Origin of the sequence: Cellulomonas soli, assembly GCF_052036975.1 — a bacterium.
Taxonomy (GTDB): Bacteria; Actinomycetota; Actinomycetes; order Actinomycetales; family Cellulomonadaceae; genus Cellulomonas; species Cellulomonas soli_A.
In genome coordinates this window covers 62,326-81,601 of the sequence record NZ_JBQIAR010000008.1, presented here as the reverse complement: position 1 = coordinate 81,601, position 19,276 = coordinate 62,326, and the positions used below count along the sequence as shown (strand labels likewise).

Here is a 19,276-nt window from a genome sequence, read left to right as displayed (position 1 = left end):
CACACGGTGTGCGTTGACAGGCTCGGCGCGCACGCGACGCACCGACGTTCAAGGTTACGGACCCGGCGGCCAGGGGTCAAACCTGACCGCCGGGTCGTCCGTCACTGCGGGGAGTCCGACTCCTCGTCGTCGTCCACCGCGAAGAGCTCCGGGGCGACCGGCGTCAGCTCGAGCTGCTCCTCGTCGGCAGGCTCCCCGGAGGCCACCGCCTGGTCACCGCGGGCCGCGGTCACCTGCGCCAGCTCGGCGAGCACGTCGAACAGGGGCGCGGGCGCCACGTCCCCCACCTCGACCACGACGTCGCCCTGCTCGTCCTGAGCGGCCTGCTCCTCCTCGACGGAGGCGTCGACGGCAGCAGGGAGCACCTCGACCGCAGCCTCGGCCTCCGTCAGCGCGGCGGCCTGCTCGTGCTCCTCGGTCTCGTGCTCGTGCTCGTGCTCGTGCTCGTGGGCGTGCGCGGCCGCTGCGGCGATCGTGGCGAGCGTGGCCTTGACCGCCTCGCGCGCCTCGGGCAGCACGGGCACACCCGCGTGCGGGGCCGCAGGAACGTCCTTGGCGCCACCGCGCTTGCGACGCGCACGCTTCGACTCACCCTCGGCCACCGGCTGCGGCGAGGCCGGCGCAGCCCCCTCGGGGCGCGGACCCTTCTCGACCGGCTCGTCCTGCACGATGAAGCCGCGACCGTGGCAGTGCTCGCACGTCACGGAGAACGCCTCGACCAGGCCCTGGCCGACCCGCTTGCGGGTCATCTGGACCAGGCCGAGAGAGGTCACCTCGGCCACCTGGTGCTTGGTGCGGTCACGGCCGAGGCACTCGACCAGGCGACGCAGGACCAGGTCGCGGTTCGACTCGAGCACCATGTCGATGAAGTCGATGACGATGATGCCGCCGATGTCGCGCAACCTCAGCTGCCGCACGATCTCCTCGGCCGCCTCGATGTTGTTACGGGTGACCGTCTCCTCGAGCGTGCCGCCCGAACCGGTGAACTTGCCCGTGTTGACATCGATGACGGTCATCGCCTCGGTGCGGTCGATGACCAGCGAGCCACCCGAGGGCAGCCACACCTTGCGGTCCATGCCCTTGGCCAGCTGCTCGTCGATGCGGTGCGCCGAGAAGACGTCGCCCGTGCCCGTCCACCGCGAGACCTTGTCGGCCAGGTCGGGGGCGAGCTCACCGATGTAGCCGGAGATCGTCGACCACGCCTCGTCGCCCTGGACGACCAGCGAGTTGAAGTCGTCGTTGAAGATGTCGCGCACCACGCGGATCGCCATGTCGGGCTCACCCTGCAGCAACGCCGGGGCGGACGCCGTCTTGGCCTTGGCCGAGATCGCCTCCCACTGCGACTGCAGGCGCTCGATGTCGGCGCGCAGCTCCTCCTCCGAGGCCCCCTCGGCCGCCGTGCGGACGATGACGCCGGCGGAGTCCGGCACGACCTCGCGCAGGATCTTCTTCAGGCGGGACCGCTCGGTGTCGGGCAGCTTGCGGCTGATGCCGGTCATGCCGCCGCCGGGCACGTAGACCAGGTATCGGCCGGCGAGCGTGACCTGCGAGGTCAGGCGCGCACCCTTGTGCCCGATCGGGTCCTTGGTGACCTGCACCAGGACCGAGTCGCCGGACTTCAGGGCCTGCTCGATGCGACGCGACTGGCCGCCCTCGAGGCCAGCGGCGTCCCAGTTGACCTCACCGGCGTACAGCACCGCGTTGCGGCCCTTGCCGACGTCGACGAACGCAGCCTCCATGCTCGGCAGCACGTTCTGCACGCGACCGAGGTAGACGTTGCCGACCATCGAGGACTGCGCCTGGATCGACACGTAGTGCTCGACGAGGACCTTGTCCTCGAGCACGGCGATCTGCGTGCGCCCGTCACGCTCACGCACGATCATCGTGCGGTCGACGGCCTCACGGCGGGCCAGGAACTCGGCCTCGCTGATGATCTGGCGGCGGCGGCCCGCGTCACGACCCTCACGGCGGCGCTGACGCTTGGCCTCCAGGCGGGTGGAGCCGCGCAGGGCGGTCACCTCGTCGCCCGTGCCGCGCGAACGGCTGCGGCTCGGCTGCTGCTCGCCCTCACCGGACTCGGAGCGCGACCCACGACGGCGGCGACGGCGACGACGGCTGCTGCCGGTGCCCTCCTCGGCCCCGTCCCCGTCGTCCTCGGACTCGGTGTCCTCGTCCGCCTCGGGCTCGTCCCCGGGCTCCCCGGCGGACTCCTCGCCCTGCTCGTCAGAAGCACCGTCGGTGCGACCGCGACGACCACGACCGCCGCGACGGCGACGGCGACGCGGCGCGCCGTGCTCGTCGGCAGCCTCGCCCTCCTCGTCCGCCTCGGAGGTCAGCGCGTCCTCGTCCTCGACCGGCTCGCCGAGCCCGGCGCCCGGCACCTCGCCGAGCTCCTCGTCGGCGGGCGCCTCGGGAGAGTCCTCAGCCACGGCAGCCTCGGTGACGAGCTCGCCGCGGCGGCGACCACCCCGGCGTCGGGACGAGCGGGCGGGCGCCTCCGGGGCGGGTTCGGTCGCCAGGACGGAGATGTCCTCGCTGACCGCGACCTCCCTTGCGGCGGCGTCCCGCACGGCAGCCTCCTGCGCGTCGGACTCCTGCGCGGCGGCCTCGGCGCGACGGGCGGCCTCGGAGATCTCCTCGGGGGATCCGGCCTGCACCTGGGCGCGGCGACGGCGCGGACGGCTGACGGGGTCAGGCGCCTGGAAGAGCAGCGCCGTCGTGGCCGTGCGGGGTGCGGTCCGTGCCTGCTCGGTGGGCGCGGCCGTGCCGGCGAGCTCGGCGAGCACGTCGAGCGCAGGTGCGCCCGTGCGGGTCACCGGCGCCGCGGGCGCCTCCTCGGCCTCGTCCTCGTCCTCGACGGCGACTGCCTCGGGAGCGGCAGGTGTCTCCTCGGAGACCGTCGTGCCCTCCGCTGCGGCGAGCGACCTGCTGGTGGCGCGGCGACGTCGCGGAGCCTTGGCAGGCTTCTCCGTCGCGTCCTTCTGCGGCTCGTCCTTCTGCGCTGCCGCCAGCACGGGGGCAGGCTCAGCGGTCGCAGCGGGCCCGCCCGTCACGTCGGCGCCGTCGGGCGCCTCGGTCGCCACCCGGCCTGCGGCCGACGGGGCACCTTCGGCCGCAGGCCGGGTGGCTCGGCGCGAGCGCCGCGCCGCAGGTGCCGTCCGCGCGACCTGCTCGGGCGCGTCGGGGGTGCCGGTCGCGGCGGGCGCAGCCGTCGCTGCCGGCTCGGCTGCCGTGACACCAGCCGTCGCGGGCGCGGGGGTGGAGGCGCTCTGCTCGGGCGTCACGGGGGCCGCGACGGTGCGGGTGGCGCGGCGGCGGCGCACCGGTGCGGGCGCTGCCTCACCCCCGGCGGTGGTCGCGTCTGCGGCGAAGTCAGGGGTGTTGTCGTAGGTCACGCGGGGTGCTCCTGGGTGCCCGGGCCACCGCCCACACGTTCGCGGTGCCCGAGGGCGGTCGGTCGTCGCGTGCGCCGATCGGCGCCGCGACGGAAGTCGTCGGTCGTGGCTGCAGCCCGAGGATCGGGGCCATCGCCTGCCCGGCGCCCGTTGGCGACCCTGGCGGGGCCGAACGGTGCCTGGCGGCGGCTGGCGCGCGCGACGCAGGGGCGGCAAGCTCAAGGGTTCGTGGCGGTGTGGGCGCCGGAGAACCGTGACGAGTATCGCACAGCGACCCGTCGGTGACCTGTCAGCCGCCCATCAGCGACCCGTCAACGACCCCGGCACGCAGTGCACGGGACGGACCCGGCACCCTGACCGGCGGCAGACGTGAGGGACACGACACCCTGTCAGCACCCGGGACCTACGTCCCGGGGTGAGACTAGGACCTGAGCCCTAGCGTTCCGACCATCCCTGCGGGTAGCGACGCCGATCAGAAGCCACTTCTGCCGGAGCACGACGCGACGTCGCAGGGCTCGGACCCGATGATCGCACCGCACCCCGATGGAGAGTGACCCCGCGTGGACGCCCTCGACCTCGCCCGCTGGCAGTTCGGCATCACGACCGTGTACCACTTCATCTTCGTGCCGCTGACGATCGGCCTCGCGCCGCTCGTCGCGATCATGCAGACGATCTGGGTACGGACGGGCCACGAACGCTGGCTGCGGCTGACCAAGTTCTTCGGGAAGCTGCTGCTCATCAACTTCGCCATCGGTGTCGCCACCGGCATCGTGCAGGAGTTCCAGTTCGGCATGAACTGGTCGGAGTACTCACGGTTCGTCGGTGACGTCTTCGGCGCACCGCTGGCCATGGAGGCCCTGGCGGCGTTCTTCGTCGAGTCGACGTTCCTGGGCCTGTGGATCTTCGGCTGGGACAAGCTGCCCAAGAAGATCCACCTGGCGTGCATCTGGGCCGTGGCCATCGCCACGAACCTGTCGGCGTTCTTCATCCTGGCCGCGAACTCCTGGATGCAGCACCCCGTCGGCGCCGTCTTCAACGCCGAGACCGGCCGCGCCGAGATGGTCGACATCGGCGCCGTGCTGAGCAACCCCACGGTGCTGGCCGCCTTCCCCCACACCATCTCCGCGGCGTTCCTCACCGCAGGCACCTTCGTCGCCGGCATCGCCGCGTGGTGGATGGTCAAGCTCGTCCGCGCCGGGCAGGCCGACAAGGCCCGCGACGTCTACCGCCCCGCGGTGATCCTCGGCCTGGTGGCCATGCTCGTCTCCGGCGTCGGCGTCGCCGTCACCGGTGACTGGCAGGCCAAGCTCATGTTCGACCAGCAGCCGATGAAGATGGCCGCGGCCGAGGGGCTGTGCGAGTCCACCGACGGCGCGTCGTTCTCGATCCTGGCCATCGGCGACCTGAACAACGACTGCGAGGGCGTGCGCCACCTCATCGAGATCCCCGGTCTGACCTCGTTCCTGGCCACGGGCGACTTCAACGCACCGATCAAGGGCGTCGACGACCTGCAGGCGCAGTACGAGGAGAAGTTCGGGTTCACCGACGAGGCGGGCAACCCGGCCAGCTACTCCCCCAACCTCGCGGTGACCTACTGGTCGTTCCGGTTGATGATCGGCTTCGGCGTCGGCTCGGCCGCGCTGGCCCTGCTCGCGCTGTGGTTCACCCGCAAGGGCCGCGTCACCGACAACCCGTGGTTCGCCCGGGTCGGTGTCTGGGCCATCGCGACCCCGTTCCTCGCCTCGGCGTTCGGCTGGATCTTCACCGAGATGGGCCGCCAGCCGTGGGTCGTCGCACCCAACCCGAACCCCTCGGGAGTCGACGGCGTGTACCTGTTCACCGCACAAGGTGTCTCCGAGGTCGTCACCCCGACGACCGTGATCATCTCGCTGGTCGGGTTCACGCTGCTCTACGGCGTGCTCGCCGTGTTCTGGTACCGGCTCATGCACCGGTACGCCATCGAGGGCGTCGCCGACACCGAGCACGACCCCAGCCCCGACAACCGACCCGACGAACCGGACGCCACCGACCGTCCGCTGTCGTTCGCCTACTGAGCCGGAGGGACGATCACCATGGAGCTCTCGACCGTCTGGTTCCTGCTCATCGCGGTCCTGTGGACCGGTTACCTCGTGCTCGAGGGGTTCGACTTCGGCGTGGGGATGCTGCTGGGCATCCTCGGCCGCCGGGGCGCTCGTGACGCCGCCGCGGTCGAGAAGGACCGCCGCGTCATGATCAACACCATCGGGCCCGTCTGGGACGGCAACGAGGTCTGGCTGCTCACCGCCGGCGGCGCCACGTTCGCGGCGTTCCCCGAGTGGTACGCCACGCTGTTCTCCGGGTTCTACCTGCCGCTGTTCCTCATCCTCGTCGCCCTCATCGTGCGGATCGTCGCGTTCGAGTGGCGCGGGAAGATCAACGACGACCGGTGGCGTGCCCTGGCCGACCGGGCGATCATGTTCGGCTCCTGGCTGCCCTCGGTCCTGTGGGGCGTGGCGTTCGCCAACATCGTCCGCGGGGTCGAGCTGGACGCGAACCACCAGTACATCGGCGGGTTCTGGGCGCTGCTCAACCCGTTCGCCCTGCTCGGCGGCGCCACCACCGCCCTGCTGTTCCTCACGCACGGCGCGGTGTTCCTGGCCCTGAAGTCCGACGGCGAGATCCGCACCCGTGCGGGAGCCGTCGCCGAGCGGCTGGCACCGGTCACGCTCGTGGTCGCGGCCGCGTGGGCCATCTGGGCGCAGCTGTCCTACTCCGACGCGGCATGGACGTGGGCCGCGGTGGCCGTCGCCGCCGTCGCCCTGGCCGCCCTGGTGGTGACCACGCGGGCCCGCCGTGAGGGTCAGGCGTTCGTCGCGTCCGCCGTGACGATCCTGGCCGCGGTCGTGCTGATCTTCGGCTCGCTGTACCCCGACGTGATGCCGGCGTTCGACCCGGCCAACTCCCTGACCGTCACCAACGCGTCGTCCACCGACTACACGCTGACCGTGATGACCTGGGTCGCCGTGATCCTCACGCCGCTCGTGCTCGTGTACCAGGGCTGGACGTACTGGGTGTTCCGCAAGCGCATCAGCGCCGCGCAGATCCCCGAGCCCGTCGGTCTGACGTTCGAGCAGTCGGCGGCCCAGTGACCGGTCGGTCGGCGTGAAGCCGCTCGACCCCCGGCTCCTGCACCACGCCCGCGCCGCTCGGGGCTACCTGGCCCTGACCGTCTCGCTCGGGCTCGTCACCACCGCGCTGATCGTCACCCAGGCGTTGCTGCTCGCCCGTGCCCTCGGGCGAGCAGTGGCGCAGGGGGCCGACCTCGACGCGCTCGGCCCCACGGTGGTCGCGCTCGCCGCCATCGTCCTGGCACGGACCGCGGTCACCGCCGTCCAGGAGCGCTACGCGCACCGCGCCGCCACCCGCGCCGTCGCCGAGCTGCGTGAGTCGGTGGTCGCGCACGCCGTCGCCCGCGGGCCCCGCTGGCTGGCGGGCGGCGACGGGCCGGGGGTGGTCACGCTGGCCACCCGGGGGCTCGACGCCCTCGAGCCGTACTTCGTGCGCTACCTGCCTCAGCTGGTCCTCGCGGCGACCGTCACGCCGGCGACCGTCCTGGTGGTGCTCGGGCTCGACTGGGTCTCCGCGGCGATCATCGTGGGCACGATCCCCCTGGTGCCGATCTTCATGGTGCTCGTCGGGCGCCTCACGCAGGGTCGCTCCGAGAAGGGTCTGCGCACCATGCAGCGCCTGTCGGCCCAGGTGCTGGACCTGCTCGCCGGGCTGCCGACGCTGCGTGCCCTCGGGCGCGAACGCGGGCCGGCTGCCCGCGTGCAGGCCCTGGGCGACGCGCACCGGCGCGCCACCATGGGCACGCTCCGTATCGCGTTCCTGTCCGGCATGGTGCTCGAGCTGCTCACCACGCTGTCCGTCGCGCTGGTCGCGGTCGGCATCGGCCTGCGGCTCGTCGACGGGCAGCTCGACCTCGTCACCGGGCTGGCGGTGCTCGTGCTCGCCCCCGAGGTGTTCGCACCGCTGCGCCAGGTCGGGGCGCACTTCCACGCCTCGACCGATGGCGTGGCCGCCGCCGAGCAGGCCTTCGCGGTGCTCGAGAGCCCGCTGCCCGCGCGCGGCACGGCACCGGCACCCGACCTGCGGACCACCACCGTGCGGCTGCGCGGCATCGCCGTGCGTGCACGCGACCACGCCGCCCCCGCCGGCCTCGACGTGGACGTGGTGCCCGGGCGCGTGCTCGCCCTGGTCGGCCCCAGCGGCTCGGGCAAGTCGACCGCCGTCGAGGTCCTGCTCGGGCTGGTGCCGCCGGACGCCGGCGCCGTGACCCTCGTCCCGTCGGACGGTGCCGCGATCGGCCTGGAGTCGGTCGACCTCGACGGCTTCTGGGCGCAGATCACCTGGCTGCCGCAGCGGCCGGTGCTGGAGCCGGGCACGATCGCCCAGGCCGTCGGGGGTGCCGATCTCACCGCGCGGCAGACCGCCGCCGCGCTGACCGGCCTCGACGCCGTGCTGCAGGACCTGCCCGACGGCTGGGGCACCGTGCTGGGGCGCGGTGGCAGCGGGCTCAGCGTCGGTCAGCGGCAGCGCGTCGCCCTGACCCGCGCGCTCCTGACGGACGCCCCGCTGGTCGTGCTGGACGAGCCGACCGCGCACCTGGACGCGATCGGCGAGCAGGTCGTGCTGGACACCGTGCGCGAGCTGCGCCGGGCCGGCCGGACGGTCGTGCTCGTCGCCCACCGGGCCAGCCTGGCCGCCACGGCCGACGACGTGGTCACGGTCCGCACAGGGCCGTTGCCCGTGGCGCCGGGCACCGCACCCCTCGACGCGCACGGGGCGGGACGCCCCGACGACGCCCGGGAGGTCCCCGCATGACGCCGCCGGCCACCCCGCGTCCTGCGCGTGGCACCCTCCGACGTGCCGTGCGGCTGCTGGACGTGTCCCCCCGGCGCGCAGCACTGGCCGTGCTCCTGGGCACGCTGGCCCTCGGCTGCGCCGTGGCGCTGGCGGCCGTCTCCGCATGGCTCATCGCCCGCGCCTCCCAGATGCCCCCGGTGCTCACGCTCTCGGTGGCGACCGTGGCCGTGCGGACGTTCGGCATCGGCCGCGGCGTGCTGCGCTACACCGAGCGCCTGGTCTCGCACGACCTGGCGCTGCGGGGCATGGCCACGCTGCGCACCACCGTCTACACCCGGCTGGCGGACGGCAGCACGGCCTCGTTGGTCGCCCTGCGTCGCGGCGACCTGCTCACCCGCGTGGGGGCCGACGTCGACGCGGTCGGCGACGTCGTCGTCCGCGGCCTGCTCCCCGCCGCCGTGGCGGCCACGCTCGGTGTCGGCACGGTCGCCGCCATGGCGGCGTTCTGGCCCCCCGCGGCCGCGGCGCTCACCGTGGCGCTCCTCGCGGCCGGGCTGCTCGCCCCGACCCTGACGGCCCGGGCCGCCCGGCAGACCGAGGCACGCGCGGTGCACGCGCACGCCGACATGACCGGCACGGCCCTCGGCCTGCTCGACGACCCCGGTCCGCTCACCGTCGCCGGCCGCGTGGGTGCCGAGCTGGCCGCGCTGCGGTCCGCCGACACCGAGATCGCCCGCGCCACCGACGCAGGCGCGCGCACGGCCGCCCTGGCCGCGGCCATGGGGCCGCTCGCGATGGGGTTCGCGGTGCTCGCCGCTCTGGTCACCGGGGTGCCGGCAGTGGCTGCCGGGCAGCTGGCACCGGTCGAGCTGGCCGTCATCGTGCTGACGCCGCTCGCCGCGTTCGAGGCGACCTCCCTGCTGCCGGCCGCCGCCGTCCAGATGCAGCGCTCGCGCGCCTCGGCGGCACGCGTGCTGGCACTGCTCGACGGCGCCGGGTCGACCCCGCCTCAGCCTGCCACCCCGCGGCAGCCCGGCGTCGCCGCCGGCCCGCACCCCGCCCTGGTCGCCTCGGAGCTGGCCTGTGGCTGGCCGGGGCGCGCTCCGGTGCTGGCAGGCCTCGACCTCGACGTCCGCCCCGGCCGGTCCGTGGCACTGGTCGGTGCCAGCGGCGCGGGCAAGACCACCACGCTGCTCACGCTCGGCGGCCTCCTGCCCCGCACCGGTGGCACGCTCACGCTCGACGGCACCGACGTGGCCGTCCTCGCCTCGGACCAGGTGGCCGCGGCCGTCGTCGTCACCACCGAGGACGCGCACGTGTTCGGCACCACCGTGCTGGAGAACCTGCGCGTCGCACGAGGCGACGTGACGACCGACGAGGCCCGCCACGCACTGGTCACGGTCGGGCTGGGTCCGTGGCTCGACCTGCTGCCCGACGGTCTCCAGACGCTGCTGGGACCCGATGCCCGGACCGTCTCGGGCGGGGAGCGCCGTCGGCTCCTGCTGGCGCGCGCGCTGCTCTCCCCCGCCCCGCTGCTGCTGGTCGACGAACCCGCGGAGCACCTGGACGGGCCGGCCGCCGACGCGCTCCTGCGCACCCTGCTGGCAGGCGCCCGCGAACAAGGCCGGGGGGTGGTCGTCGTGACGCACCGCCTCAGCGCGCTGGACGCCGCCGACGAGGTCCTCCAGCTGGCCGACGGACACGTCACCGCTCGCGGCACCCACGCACACCTGCTGGCCACCGTCGAGGACTACCGTGAGGCGCACGAGCGCGAGCGGACGGACCTCGACGACACCCCGCCCAGCACCCTCGTCGATCCCGCCTGACGGGCGACCCGCCCAGCACCGCACGCCCAGTCGGACCCGAGACGGAGACAGCCAGTGCACAGCCCGGACCGTGACGGCATCCGCGACGAGACGCGCGACCCGCGCGACCCTGCCCGCTCCCGCGGCGGCATCCGCACCGGAGGGGTGCTGACGGAGGTCGACGGCCCGACGGTCGACCTGACCGGTGACGGGCTGACCGACCTCATGCAGGCGATCCTCACGGTCGCCAGCGAGCTCGACCTGCCGGCGGTGCTCAACCAGTTCGTCCGCGTCTCGGCCGAGCTCACGGGGGCCCGGTACGGCGCGATCAACGTGCTCGACCCGCACGGGGTCTCGACCACGTTCGTCTACACCGGCGTGCCCACCGCGTTGGCCCGCATGCTCAAGTCCGCACCGCACGCGCAGGGGGTGCTCGGCCAGATCCCGTCCGAAGGCGCGCTGCGACTGTCCGACCTGCGCCACCACCCGGCGTTCCGCGGCTTCCCGGCGAACCATCCGCCGATGGGTTCGTTCCTCGGCGCCTCGGTACGCGTCGGCGACCACGTGTACGGCCAGCTGTACCTCTCGGAGAAGGACGGTGGCTTCTCCCTCGCCGACGAGCAGGTGGTCATCGCGCTCGCGGCCGCGGCCGGGGTGGCCGTCGCGAACGCGCAGCTGTACGCCGAGGCAGCCCGGAGGGAGCACTGGCTGCGTGCCGGCCAGGACATCACCACGATGCTCCTCGAGGGCATCGACGAGGAGGAGGCCCTCGAGCACATCGCCCGCACCGCACGTGAGGTCGCCGACGCGGACATCTCCGCTCTCGCACTGCCCGGCATGGGCGGTGACCTGTTCATCGAGCTCGCCGTGGGCGCCGGTGCGGACACCCTGCTGGGCACCGTGATGCCGCGCGGCGGGCGCGCCTGGACGGTGATGACCGAGGGTCGAGGCCTGCTGACACCCTCCTTGTCACGCTCACGGACCGTACGCGTCCCGGTGATGCGCTCGTTCGGCCCCGCCATGTTCGCCCCGCTGCAGACCTCAGGGCGCGGCGTCGGCGTCCTCATCCTGCTGCGCCGGGTCGGCCGGGAACCGTTCGAGGAGGGCGACCTGGCGACCGCCGAGTCGTTCGCCGCGCAGGCCGCGCTGGCGTACGTGCTCGCCGAGGCCCGTCACGCGCAGGACGTCGCCGCCCTGCTCGACGAGCGCGAACGTATCGCCCGCGACCTGCACGACCTGGCGATCCAGCAGCTGTTCGCCACCGGCATGCAGCTGGAGACGGTACGCCGCCGGGCGGCACGCGGCGTCGACCCCAGCGAGCTGCTCTCCATCGTCGAGGAGGCGCTGGACAACGTCGACGGCTCCGTGCGGCAGATCCGCGAGATCGTCTACGCATTGCGCGACCCCGACGCCGCGACCGGCCTGACGGAGCGGCTGCGCCGCGAGTCCTCGCTCGCGCGCACCGGTCTGGGTTTCGCCCCGGGCGTCGTCCTCACCCTCGACGGCAAGGACCTGGGCACCGACCACGACATCGACGAGGACCAGCTCGACGAGCGGGTCAGCCCCGAGCTGACCGACGACGTGGTCGCCGTGGTCCGCGAGGGCCTGGCCAACGCGGCCCGGCACGCGCACGCGTCCTCGGTGACGGTGCGCGTCTCGGTCCGCGGGGTCGGCCCCACCGGCTCCGTGCTGGTCGAGGTCGAGGACGACGGCACGGGCCTGCCCGAGCGGCGCGACCGACGGTCCGGCACGGGGAACCTCGCCTCCCGGGCCCGGCAGCACGGGGGGACGTTCAGCCTCGGCACCGCACCGGACGGGCGCGGCACCCTGCTCGTGTGGCAGGCGCCGCTCGCCTGAACGAGCCGGGCAGCTCCGCGCGATCGGTCAGTGACCGGGCTCGGCGCGCCAGCCGGAGTGCTTGCGCGAGGCCACCCACGCGGCCACCTGCGTGCGTCGCTGCAGCCCCATCTTGGCCAGCAGCGACGTGATGTGGTTCTTCACGGTCTTCTCCGCCACACCGAGACGCTCGGCGATCTCACGGTTGGACAGCCCGTCACCGATGAGGTCGAGCACCCGCAGCTCGCTCGGCGTGAGGTTCTCCGTCGGGTCCTCGTGGCCGGCCTTGCGTCGCGTGACCGTGCGCTCGTCGAGCAGGGTGCGCCCCGCGGCAACCGCCCGGATGACGTCGGTGATCTCGGCGCCCCGCACGCTCTTGAGCAGGTACGCGGCCGCGCCCGCGTCGAGCGCCGCGGCCAGCGCGTCGTCGTCGTCGAACGAGGTGAGCACGATGGCGCGCACGTCCGGCTGGGTCTCCTTGACCTGCTTCATCAGGTCGATCCCCGTGCCGTCGGGCAGCTGGAGGTCGACCAGCAGCACCTGCGGGTGCACGAGCAGCGCACGCCGCACACCGTCCGCCACCGACCCCGCCTCGGCGACGACCGTCATGCCGTCGGTGCGCTCGACGACCTCCGCGATTCCACGGCGGACGACCTCGTGGTCGTCGATGATCATCACGGTGACCTGGTGGTGCCGGTCGGTCGCGGGTACGGCGCTGGTGGGAGACACGCAGGCATCGTACCGAGCCGCAGGGCCCTGCTCCGGCGCGTACACGCGGGGGTTATTCACGGCACCGCTCGCCGGGCCGCGCGCGGCGGCCGTTGGCACGCCGGACAGGTGAAGGCAGAACGGTTCATGAACGCCTCTCGCCGGACGGGCGTCCCGCACCGCGGGCACGGGCGACCCTCCTGCCCGTAGACGGCCAGCGACCGGTCGAAGTAGCCCGACTGCCCGTTGACGTTCACGTAGAGCGCGTCGAAGCTCGTGCCGCCCTGCCGGAGTGCCTCGCTCATCACCGCGTGGGCACCGTCCAGCGCACGCCCGACCTCGGCGCGCGTCAACGACCCGGCGGCTCGCTCGTGGTGCAGCTGCGCCCGCCACAGACCCTCGTCGGCGTAGATGTTGCCGATGCCGGAGACCAGGCCCTGGTCGAGGAGCGCGCGCTTGATGCCCGTACGCCGCGCGCGGACTGCCTCCACGAGCCGACCGCGGTCCAGGGACGGGTCGAGCAGGTCGCGGGCGATGTGCGCGACCGGCACAGGCAGCTCCTGCACCGGCGAACCCGCACCGCCCGGGCCGCCGTCACGCGTGGCGACCAGGTCCTGCACGCTCAGGTGCCCGAACGTGCGCTGGTCGACGAAGTCCAGCCACGAGCCGTCGTCCAGCGCGATCCGCACGCGCAGGTGAGGGTGCGCGGCATCCTGCGCACCGGGCTCACGCACCAGCAGCTGCCCGCTCATGCCCAGGTGCACCAGCAGCGCGTCCCCCGCCGATGCCTCGTCGAGCAAGACCCACAGGAACTTGCCCCGCCGCACCGCAGCGCTCAGCACACGACCGCGCAGACGACCGACCAGGTCCAGCGGACCCGCCTCGTGCCGGCGGACCGAGTACTCCCGCAGGACCTCGACGTCGAGGACGGTCCGTCCGAGCACGTGGCGCTCCAGACCGTCCCGGACGGTCTCGACCTCGGGCAGCTCAGGCACGAGAGACCTCCGCGCAGACCTGACGGCACCCCATGAGGACCGAGGTCAGGAGCCGACCGCGGTGGACTCGGCGCGCAAGGCCTCGAGTGCGCGGTAGGCCGCGGCCGCCGCGTCCTGCTCGGCGAGCTTCTTCGCCGGACCGGTCCCCGCGCCCCGCACCTCGCCGCCGACGACGGCGTGCGCGGTGAACGTACGGGCGTGGTCGGGACCCTCACCGACGACGTCGTAGCTGGGGGCGCCCAGGCCGAGCTGCGCCGACAGCTCCTGCAGCGAGGTCTTCCAGTCCAGCCCTGCACCGAGGTCGGCGGCAGCGCTCAGCGTGGGTCCGACCAGGCGGGTCACCAGCGTGCGCGCGGGCTCCAGCCCGTGCGAGAGGTACACCGCGCCGAACACCGCCTCGAGGGTGTCGGACAGGATCGAGTCCTTGTCCCGGCCACCCGTGGCGAGCTCGCCCTTGCCCAGCAGCACGTACGAACCGAGGTCCAGCTCGCGGGCCACCAACGCCAGCGCGCGCTGCGACACCGTCGCCGCGCGCATCTTGGCCAGGTCCCCCTCGGACAGCTCGGGGTACGTGCGGTAGAGCGCCTCTGTCACCACCAGCCCGAGCACGGTGTCGCCGAGGAACTCCAGACGCTCGTTCGTCGGGATGCCACCGGCCTCGTGCGCGAACGAACGATGGGTCAGGGCGAGCACGAGGAGCTCGGGGTCCAGGTGGACTCCGAGCTCCTCGACAAGTCGATCGGCCGCGGCACTCATGCCGGTCCTCCGGTCACGTGGTGCGTCACGGCAAGCGCTGACCTGGTCAGCGGGCCTCGTGCTCGCTGCGCACGGCCTCGGCGTAGCGACGACCGTTGTACGCACCGCACGACGGGCAGGCCGCGTGCGGCTGCTTGTCGGCACGGCACTGCGGGCACGTCGTGAGGGTCGTGGCAGTGGTCTTCCACTGCGAGCGACGCGCACGGGTGTTGCTGCGCGACATCTTGCGCTTCGGAACAGCCACGGCTAGCTCTCTTTCGTCTCGTCATTGCTCAGGAGGCCACCGAGGGCGGACCACCGAGGGTCTAGCGTCTCATGCCCATGGTCGGGCTCGTCCGCCAGGCGCGCACCGCACTGCGGGCACAGGCCCGGGCAGTCGGGGCGGCACAGCGGCCGGAACGGCAGTGCAGGCACCACCGCGTCACGCAGCGCGGGCTCGATGTCGACCAGGTCGCCCTCGAGCTCGCGCACGTCCTCCTCGTCGTCGCCGTCCTGCAGGGCGACCGCCGCACGCTCGGGGTAGACGTACAGCTCCGTGAGCGACACGTCGACGTCGTCGACGACCTCGCCCAGGCAGCGCACGCACTCCCCGACCGCCCGACCCCGGATGGTTCCGGTGACCAGGACCCCCTCCATGACCGCCTCGAGCCGCAGATCCAGCTCGACGTCGGCCCCGGCAGGGACGCCGATCACGTCGGTACCGAGATCGGCCGGGGCCGCGACGGTGCGCTGCACCGTCCTCGTCGATCCCGGACGTCGACCGAGCTCGTGAGTCTCGAGCACGAAGGGCGAGCGGGGATCGAGGTGAACAGGGCGCTGCACGGTCCGGTCCCCTCGTCGATCTCGGTCCACGCCATGACCAGCAGGACCAACGGACAACTCTACGACACCGGAGGACCGCTCCCAAATCGGCGGCGCCTCACCCGAGCCCCGGGTCCCCCAGGCGATCGGCCAGCTTGGCGCGCCCGGCCTGGACCTGGCTCAGCACCTTGCCCAGGTCGATCTCGAAGTCCGCCAGGCGCCGGTCGCAGTAGTCGTCCGCGTCGCGCCGCAGCTGCTGCGCCGTCTCGCGCGCCTCGGCGAGGATCTGCTCCGCGCTCTCGCGCGCCGCGACCACGACCGCCTCCGCCGACACGAGCTCGGCCGCCTGGGCACGGGCACGCTCGAGGAGCACGTCGGCCTCCGCCTGCGCCGCCGCCCGCGCGGCGTCCGCGTCGGCGAGCACCTCGTCGGCGCGCGCCAGCTGCGAGGGCAGCACCTCGTGCGCCTGGTCGACCAGGTCGAGCAGCTCGGCCCGGTTGACCAGCACGGAGGAGGACATCGGCATCGCCCGCGCCTGCTCCACGACCGTCGCGATCGCGTCCAGCACCCCCGTCAGACCCTCGGGCCTGGTGGTGGGTTCGTCGTTCTCCGTCATCGAGATCCTCCTCCCGGCGCCTGGGCGTCGTGCACGCCCAGCGCCTCCCGGACCGCCGCGGCCACACCGGGCGGCACCAGGTCATCGATCGGTCCTCCGAACCGTGCGACGTCCTTGACCAGGGACGAGGCGACGTGGGCGAGCTCGGACGCCCCCACCACGAACACGGTCTCGACCCCGGACAGGTGCCGGTTCATCAACGCCATGGGTACCTCGGCATCGAAGTCCGCGCCACCGCGCAACCCCTTGACCACCGCGCTGGCACCGGTCACTCGCACGAAGTCCGCCAGCAGACCCTCGACAGCCTCCACCCGCACGCCGTCGACGTCCGCGAGCGCCCTGCGAGCCAGCTCGACCCGCGTCCCGACGGGCAGCAGCGCCGACTTGCCCGAGTTGCGGGCAACGGCCACCACGACCTCGTCGAACATCGACCGAGCACGCAGGACGACGTCCAGGTGCCCCACCGTGATGGGGTCGAACGACCCGGGGCACACCGCCACGCTCATGAACCGGACCTCGCTGCGCGCACGTTCATGGTTCCCAACCTAGGCGAGCCCTGCCGCAGCAGCCGTCAGACATGCCCTCGTCGTGCGACGCGCGGGCCTGAGGCCGGCCGTCGACCTAGACCGCGGACCCGTCCTGGTCCTGCGTCTCCGGCTCGGCGAACCACACGCGCGTCTCGCCGTAGGCCCGATCGTCGAACCGCACGAGCCCGGTGGGCCAGACCGGCTCCACGGTGCGCGTGGACCGCTCGACGACGACGACCGCCCCGGTACCCAGCCAGGGCAGCACGGCCGTCAGTGCCTGCGTCAACGGCTCGTCGCCCAAGTCGTACGGCGGGTCGACCATGACCAGGTCCCACGGCTGCGCAGGTCGGCGTTGGACGAACCGCTCGACCCGGTCGTGCACCACCGACACCTGCGCGGCCAGGCCCGTCGCGGCCACGTTGCGCCGGCACACCTCGACCGCGGCCCGCGCACCCTCGACGAGGGTGACCGCCCGTGCGCCGCGGCTGGCCGCCTCGAGCCCCAGCGCACCGGAGCCCGCGAACAGGTCGAGCACCACGGCGTCCTCGACCGCGTCGAGGTGCTCCAACCGCGAGAACAGGGCCTCACGCACGCGTTCGCTGGTCGGGCGGGTGCCGCTGGAGGGCACCTGCAACGTCCGGCCGCCGGCGGACCCCGCCACGATCCTGGTCATCGCGCGCTCCCCGACCCGGCCCCGGCGGCCCGCGTGGCCGCCTCCTGGTCCTTCGAGGCGTCCATCATCCGCTCGAGCAGCCCGCGAGAATCGGTCGAGGAGGCCACGAGCACCGCGATCATGGAGCACACCGCCTGGACGCCGAGCAGCACCGGGGTCACGGTGCCCAGCAGCAGTGCGATCCACACCGGCAGCAGACCGAGGACCACCACGTCGGGTCCCCTCGCGATCACCGAGCCGACACCCGAGGGCAGGGCCCCCATCGGCGTGGACACCAACGGGGCACCCCAGTCGGGCGCCGGACGGTAGGCGGCACGGACCGCCGCCGCCGCCCACACGGGCGTGCTTGCCACACCCAGTGCCAACCAGTCGCCCGTCCTGCCCGCCCAGCCGCCCACGGCCGCGAACACCACGAGGGACCACAGAGCCATGGCGCCGGCCGGGACGACCATCCGCAGGCGCCGCACGGTGCGGGCCCCGAGCGGCAGGAGCCGGTCCAGCGCGGGGGCCATCTCCGCGCGCCGGGCGCCCTCACAGGTCGCGCTCTGCGCCACGTAGCCGCTGACCAGCACGGCCAGCAGCACGCCGGCGGTGCTGGCCAGCTGCGGCACGGTGCACACCAGCACGGGCACGAGCGCGGCCACCACGATCTGCACCACGTGCCGGGCCGAGCGCCGCAGCACGACCAGGTCGGAGGTGACCAGCGCGGACGCGGCACCTCGGGCGCTGCGCAGGCGCGAGGTGCGCCGCCGCGTGGCGCGCGCCGTGCCGTCACTCAGGGCACGCCCGAGCTCGCGCGAGTCGAGCGAGACCATCGCACCGACCGCCTGGCTGGCCACCGAGCCGCTCTCGCGCAACGTGCGCGTGGGCACCCGGCCCAGGCGACGGTCGACGAGCAGCGCGAGCACGACGACCCCCAGGGCGAGCGCGACGACCAGCGGCCACGGCAGGGTCGGCACACGCACCAGGTGCACCGAGGCCAGGGCGCTGGCGAATGCCGCGAACGGCGCCGCCACCAGCACCAGGTCGCCGACCAGCGCCGTGGAGCGACGGGCGACGCCCACCGTCTGCGCGAGCCCGGCCAGCAGCACGACGCCGGACGCGACCAGGGCGGAGGTCACGGCCACCTGCAGCACCCGCGCCGGGGAGTCCGCCAGCAGGCCGGCGTCCAGCAGCGCCACCAGCACGGCGCCGACGAGCCCGGCCAGCACGGGCAGCCGCCGAGCGGCCGGTCGCAGCAGCCCACGCCGGTCCACCGGCAGGCCCAGCCACCACGTGGCCTCCGCACCACCGGCCCCGATCGGCCCGAGGCGACCGGCGAGCGACAGCAGCACGCCCACCAGCCCGACGAGCACGACGACCACCAGCGTGGGCAGGCTCAGCCCTCGCGGGGCCACCACGTCGGGGGCCGGGGGCAGGGACACCCGCAGCTGCTGGGCCAGCCCCAGCGCCACCGCGATGCTGATGGCCACGGTCACGACGGCGTAGTAGACGTCCGAGAGGACCGAGCCGAGGTGCGCACCGCTGCGCGCGTTCGCGGCACGCGTCGTGAAGCGTCGGATGGAGCGTGCCGCGGGGACCTCGCCGATCTCGTCCGGCCCGACGAGATCGGCGTCGGGCTCGTTCACGACGGGTTCCGCCCGATCATGTCGGCCGCCTCGGCGACCGACACCAGCCGTGAGGTGTCGTCGGCGAGCAGCATGACCCGGTCGGCGACGGCCCGCAGCAGGTCGGCGTCGTGCGTGGCCAGGATGACGGCACCGCCGTCCTCCCGCTCGGCGACCAGCCGCCGGGCGAGCCGGGTCTTCATGTCACGGTCGAGCCGCTGCTCGGGCTCGTCGAGCACCAGCAGCGCACGGGGGCGCACGAACCCGGCCGCCAGCAGGAGCCGGCGGCGCTGGCCCGAGGACAGCGCGACAGGCAGCGACCGGGCGTGCTCGGTCAGGCCGAACTCCTCGAGCAGCTCGGCGACCACGTCGTCCGCACCGAGCACGCCGTGGCCGCGCGCGGTCAGGTACAGGTGCTCGGAGACCGTCAGGGCCGGGAAGTACGCGTCGTCGTCGAGCACGCTCGACACCCGGGTGCGGAACGCCACGTCCCGCTCGTCCACGGGCGCACCGAAGACCTGCAACGACCCGCCCGACGGTTCGAGCAGCCCGATGACGGACCGCAGCACGGTCGACTTGCCCGAGCCGTTCGCCCCGACCAGCGCGAGGATCTTGCCCGGCGACAGGGTGAACGACACGGGCGCGCAGACCGGCGCACCGCCGTATCCGACGAGCAGGTCCTGGGCGCGCACGACAGGCTTCGACACGTGCG

16 protein-coding genes are annotated in these 19,276 nt (G+C 73.6%); 5 read left to right on the top strand and 11 right to left on the bottom strand.

Translation table 11 applies throughout. The features are described 5' to 3' along the window. Nucleotides 1–101: 101 nt before the first annotated feature. Nucleotides 102–3,395: an Rne/Rng family ribonuclease gene (locus ACTHAM_RS10255; RefSeq protein ID WP_440687019.1), complete on the bottom strand. Its 3,294-nt coding sequence runs from the start codon at nt 3,393–3,395 to the stop codon at nt 102–104. A 560-nt stretch (nt 3,396–3,955) separates the two neighbouring features. Here ACTHAM_RS10255 and ACTHAM_RS10250 point away from each other — a divergent pair. From ACTHAM_RS10250 to ACTHAM_RS10230, 5 genes are read left to right on the top strand one after another with little or no spacing between them, the layout of a single operon-like run. Then, nucleotides 3,956–5,449: a cytochrome ubiquinol oxidase subunit I gene (locus ACTHAM_RS10250; RefSeq protein WP_440687017.1), complete on the top strand. Its 1,494-nt coding sequence runs from the start codon at nt 3,956–3,958 to the stop codon at nt 5,447–5,449. 18 nt (nt 5,450–5,467) lie between these two features. Next, nucleotides 5,468–6,523, top strand: coding sequence for a cytochrome d ubiquinol oxidase subunit II (gene cydB / locus ACTHAM_RS10245; RefSeq protein WP_440687015.1), 1,056 nt, complete (start codon nt 5,468–5,470; stop codon nt 6,521–6,523). A gap of 13 nt (nt 6,524–6,536) precedes the next feature. Beyond that, a complete protein-coding gene (gene cydD / locus ACTHAM_RS10240; protein WP_440687013.1) occupies nt 6,537–8,258 on the top strand; it encodes a thiol reductant ABC exporter subunit CydD in 1,722 nt (573 codons plus the stop codon). Further along, complete coding sequence (gene cydC, locus ACTHAM_RS10235) at nt 8,255–10,066, top strand: thiol reductant ABC exporter subunit CydC (protein ID WP_440687011.1); 1,812 nt, start codon at nt 8,255–8,257, stop codon at nt 10,064–10,066. The genes cydD and cydC overlap by 4 nt, the downstream gene beginning before the upstream one ends. A 54-nt stretch (nt 10,067–10,120) precedes the next feature. After that, nucleotides 10,121–11,902 carry a sensor histidine kinase gene (locus ACTHAM_RS10230; protein WP_440687009.1) on the top strand — a complete coding sequence of 594 codons (1,782 nt, stop codon included), beginning with the start codon at nt 10,121–10,123 and terminating at the stop codon, nt 11,900–11,902. Nucleotides 11,903–11,929: 27 nt separating this feature from the next. Here the strand turns inward: ACTHAM_RS10230 and ACTHAM_RS10225 are convergent, their stop codons facing one another. The 10 genes from ACTHAM_RS10225 to ACTHAM_RS10180 all read right to left on the bottom strand — a co-directional run bounded on the left by ACTHAM_RS10225 (nt 11,930) and on the right by ACTHAM_RS10180 (nt 19,271). Then, nucleotides 11,930–12,556, bottom strand: a complete 627-nt coding sequence (locus ACTHAM_RS10225) for a response regulator (protein WP_440687217.1) — start codon at nt 12,554–12,556, stop codon at nt 11,930–11,932. Nucleotides 12,557–12,666: 110 nt separating this feature from the next. Beyond that, entirely contained in the window at nt 12,667–13,584 is a 918-nt protein-coding gene (mutM, locus tag ACTHAM_RS10220; protein ID WP_440687007.1) for a bifunctional DNA-formamidopyrimidine glycosylase/DNA-(apurinic or apyrimidinic site) lyase, read from the bottom strand. 45 nt (nt 13,585–13,629) lie between these two features. Next, nucleotides 13,630–14,340: a ribonuclease III gene (gene rnc / locus ACTHAM_RS10215; RefSeq protein ID WP_440687005.1), complete on the bottom strand. Its 711-nt coding sequence runs from the start codon at nt 14,338–14,340 to the stop codon at nt 13,630–13,632. A 46-nt stretch (nt 14,341–14,386) separates the two neighbouring features. Further along, a complete protein-coding gene (gene rpmF, locus ACTHAM_RS10210; protein WP_440687003.1) occupies nt 14,387–14,584 on the bottom strand; it encodes a 50S ribosomal protein L32 in 198 nt (65 codons plus the stop codon). Nucleotides 14,585–14,586: 2 nt separating this feature from the next. Beyond that, on the bottom strand, nt 14,587–15,162 hold the full coding sequence (locus ACTHAM_RS10205; protein WP_440687001.1) for a YceD family protein: 576 nt from the start codon (nt 15,160–15,162) through the stop codon (nt 14,587–14,589). A gap of 97 nt (nt 15,163–15,259) precedes the next feature. Continuing rightward, nucleotides 15,260–15,757, bottom strand: a complete 498-nt coding sequence (locus ACTHAM_RS10200; protein ID WP_440686999.1) for a hypothetical protein — start codon at nt 15,755–15,757, stop codon at nt 15,260–15,262. Further along, complete coding sequence (coaD, locus tag ACTHAM_RS10195; protein WP_440686997.1) at nt 15,754–16,263, bottom strand: pantetheine-phosphate adenylyltransferase; 510 nt, start codon at nt 16,261–16,263, stop codon at nt 15,754–15,756. Before coaD ends, ACTHAM_RS10200 begins: the two co-directional genes overlap by 4 nt. Nucleotides 16,264–16,378: 115 nt before the next feature. Continuing rightward, nucleotides 16,379–16,957, bottom strand: coding sequence for a 16S rRNA (guanine(966)-N(2))-methyltransferase RsmD (rsmD, locus tag ACTHAM_RS10190; protein WP_440686995.1), 579 nt, complete (start codon nt 16,955–16,957; stop codon nt 16,379–16,381). Then, nucleotides 16,954–18,585, bottom strand: a complete 1,632-nt coding sequence (locus ACTHAM_RS10185) for a DUF6297 family protein (RefSeq protein ID WP_440686993.1) — start codon at nt 18,583–18,585, stop codon at nt 16,954–16,956. Before ACTHAM_RS10185 ends, rsmD begins: the two co-directional genes overlap by 4 nt. Further along, nucleotides 18,582–19,271 carry an ABC transporter ATP-binding protein gene (locus ACTHAM_RS10180; protein ID WP_440686991.1) on the bottom strand — a complete coding sequence of 230 codons (690 nt, stop codon included), beginning with the start codon at nt 19,269–19,271 and terminating at the stop codon, nt 18,582–18,584. Before ACTHAM_RS10180 ends, ACTHAM_RS10185 begins: the two co-directional genes overlap by 4 nt. Between the last annotated feature and the right edge of the window lie 5 nt (nt 19,272–19,276).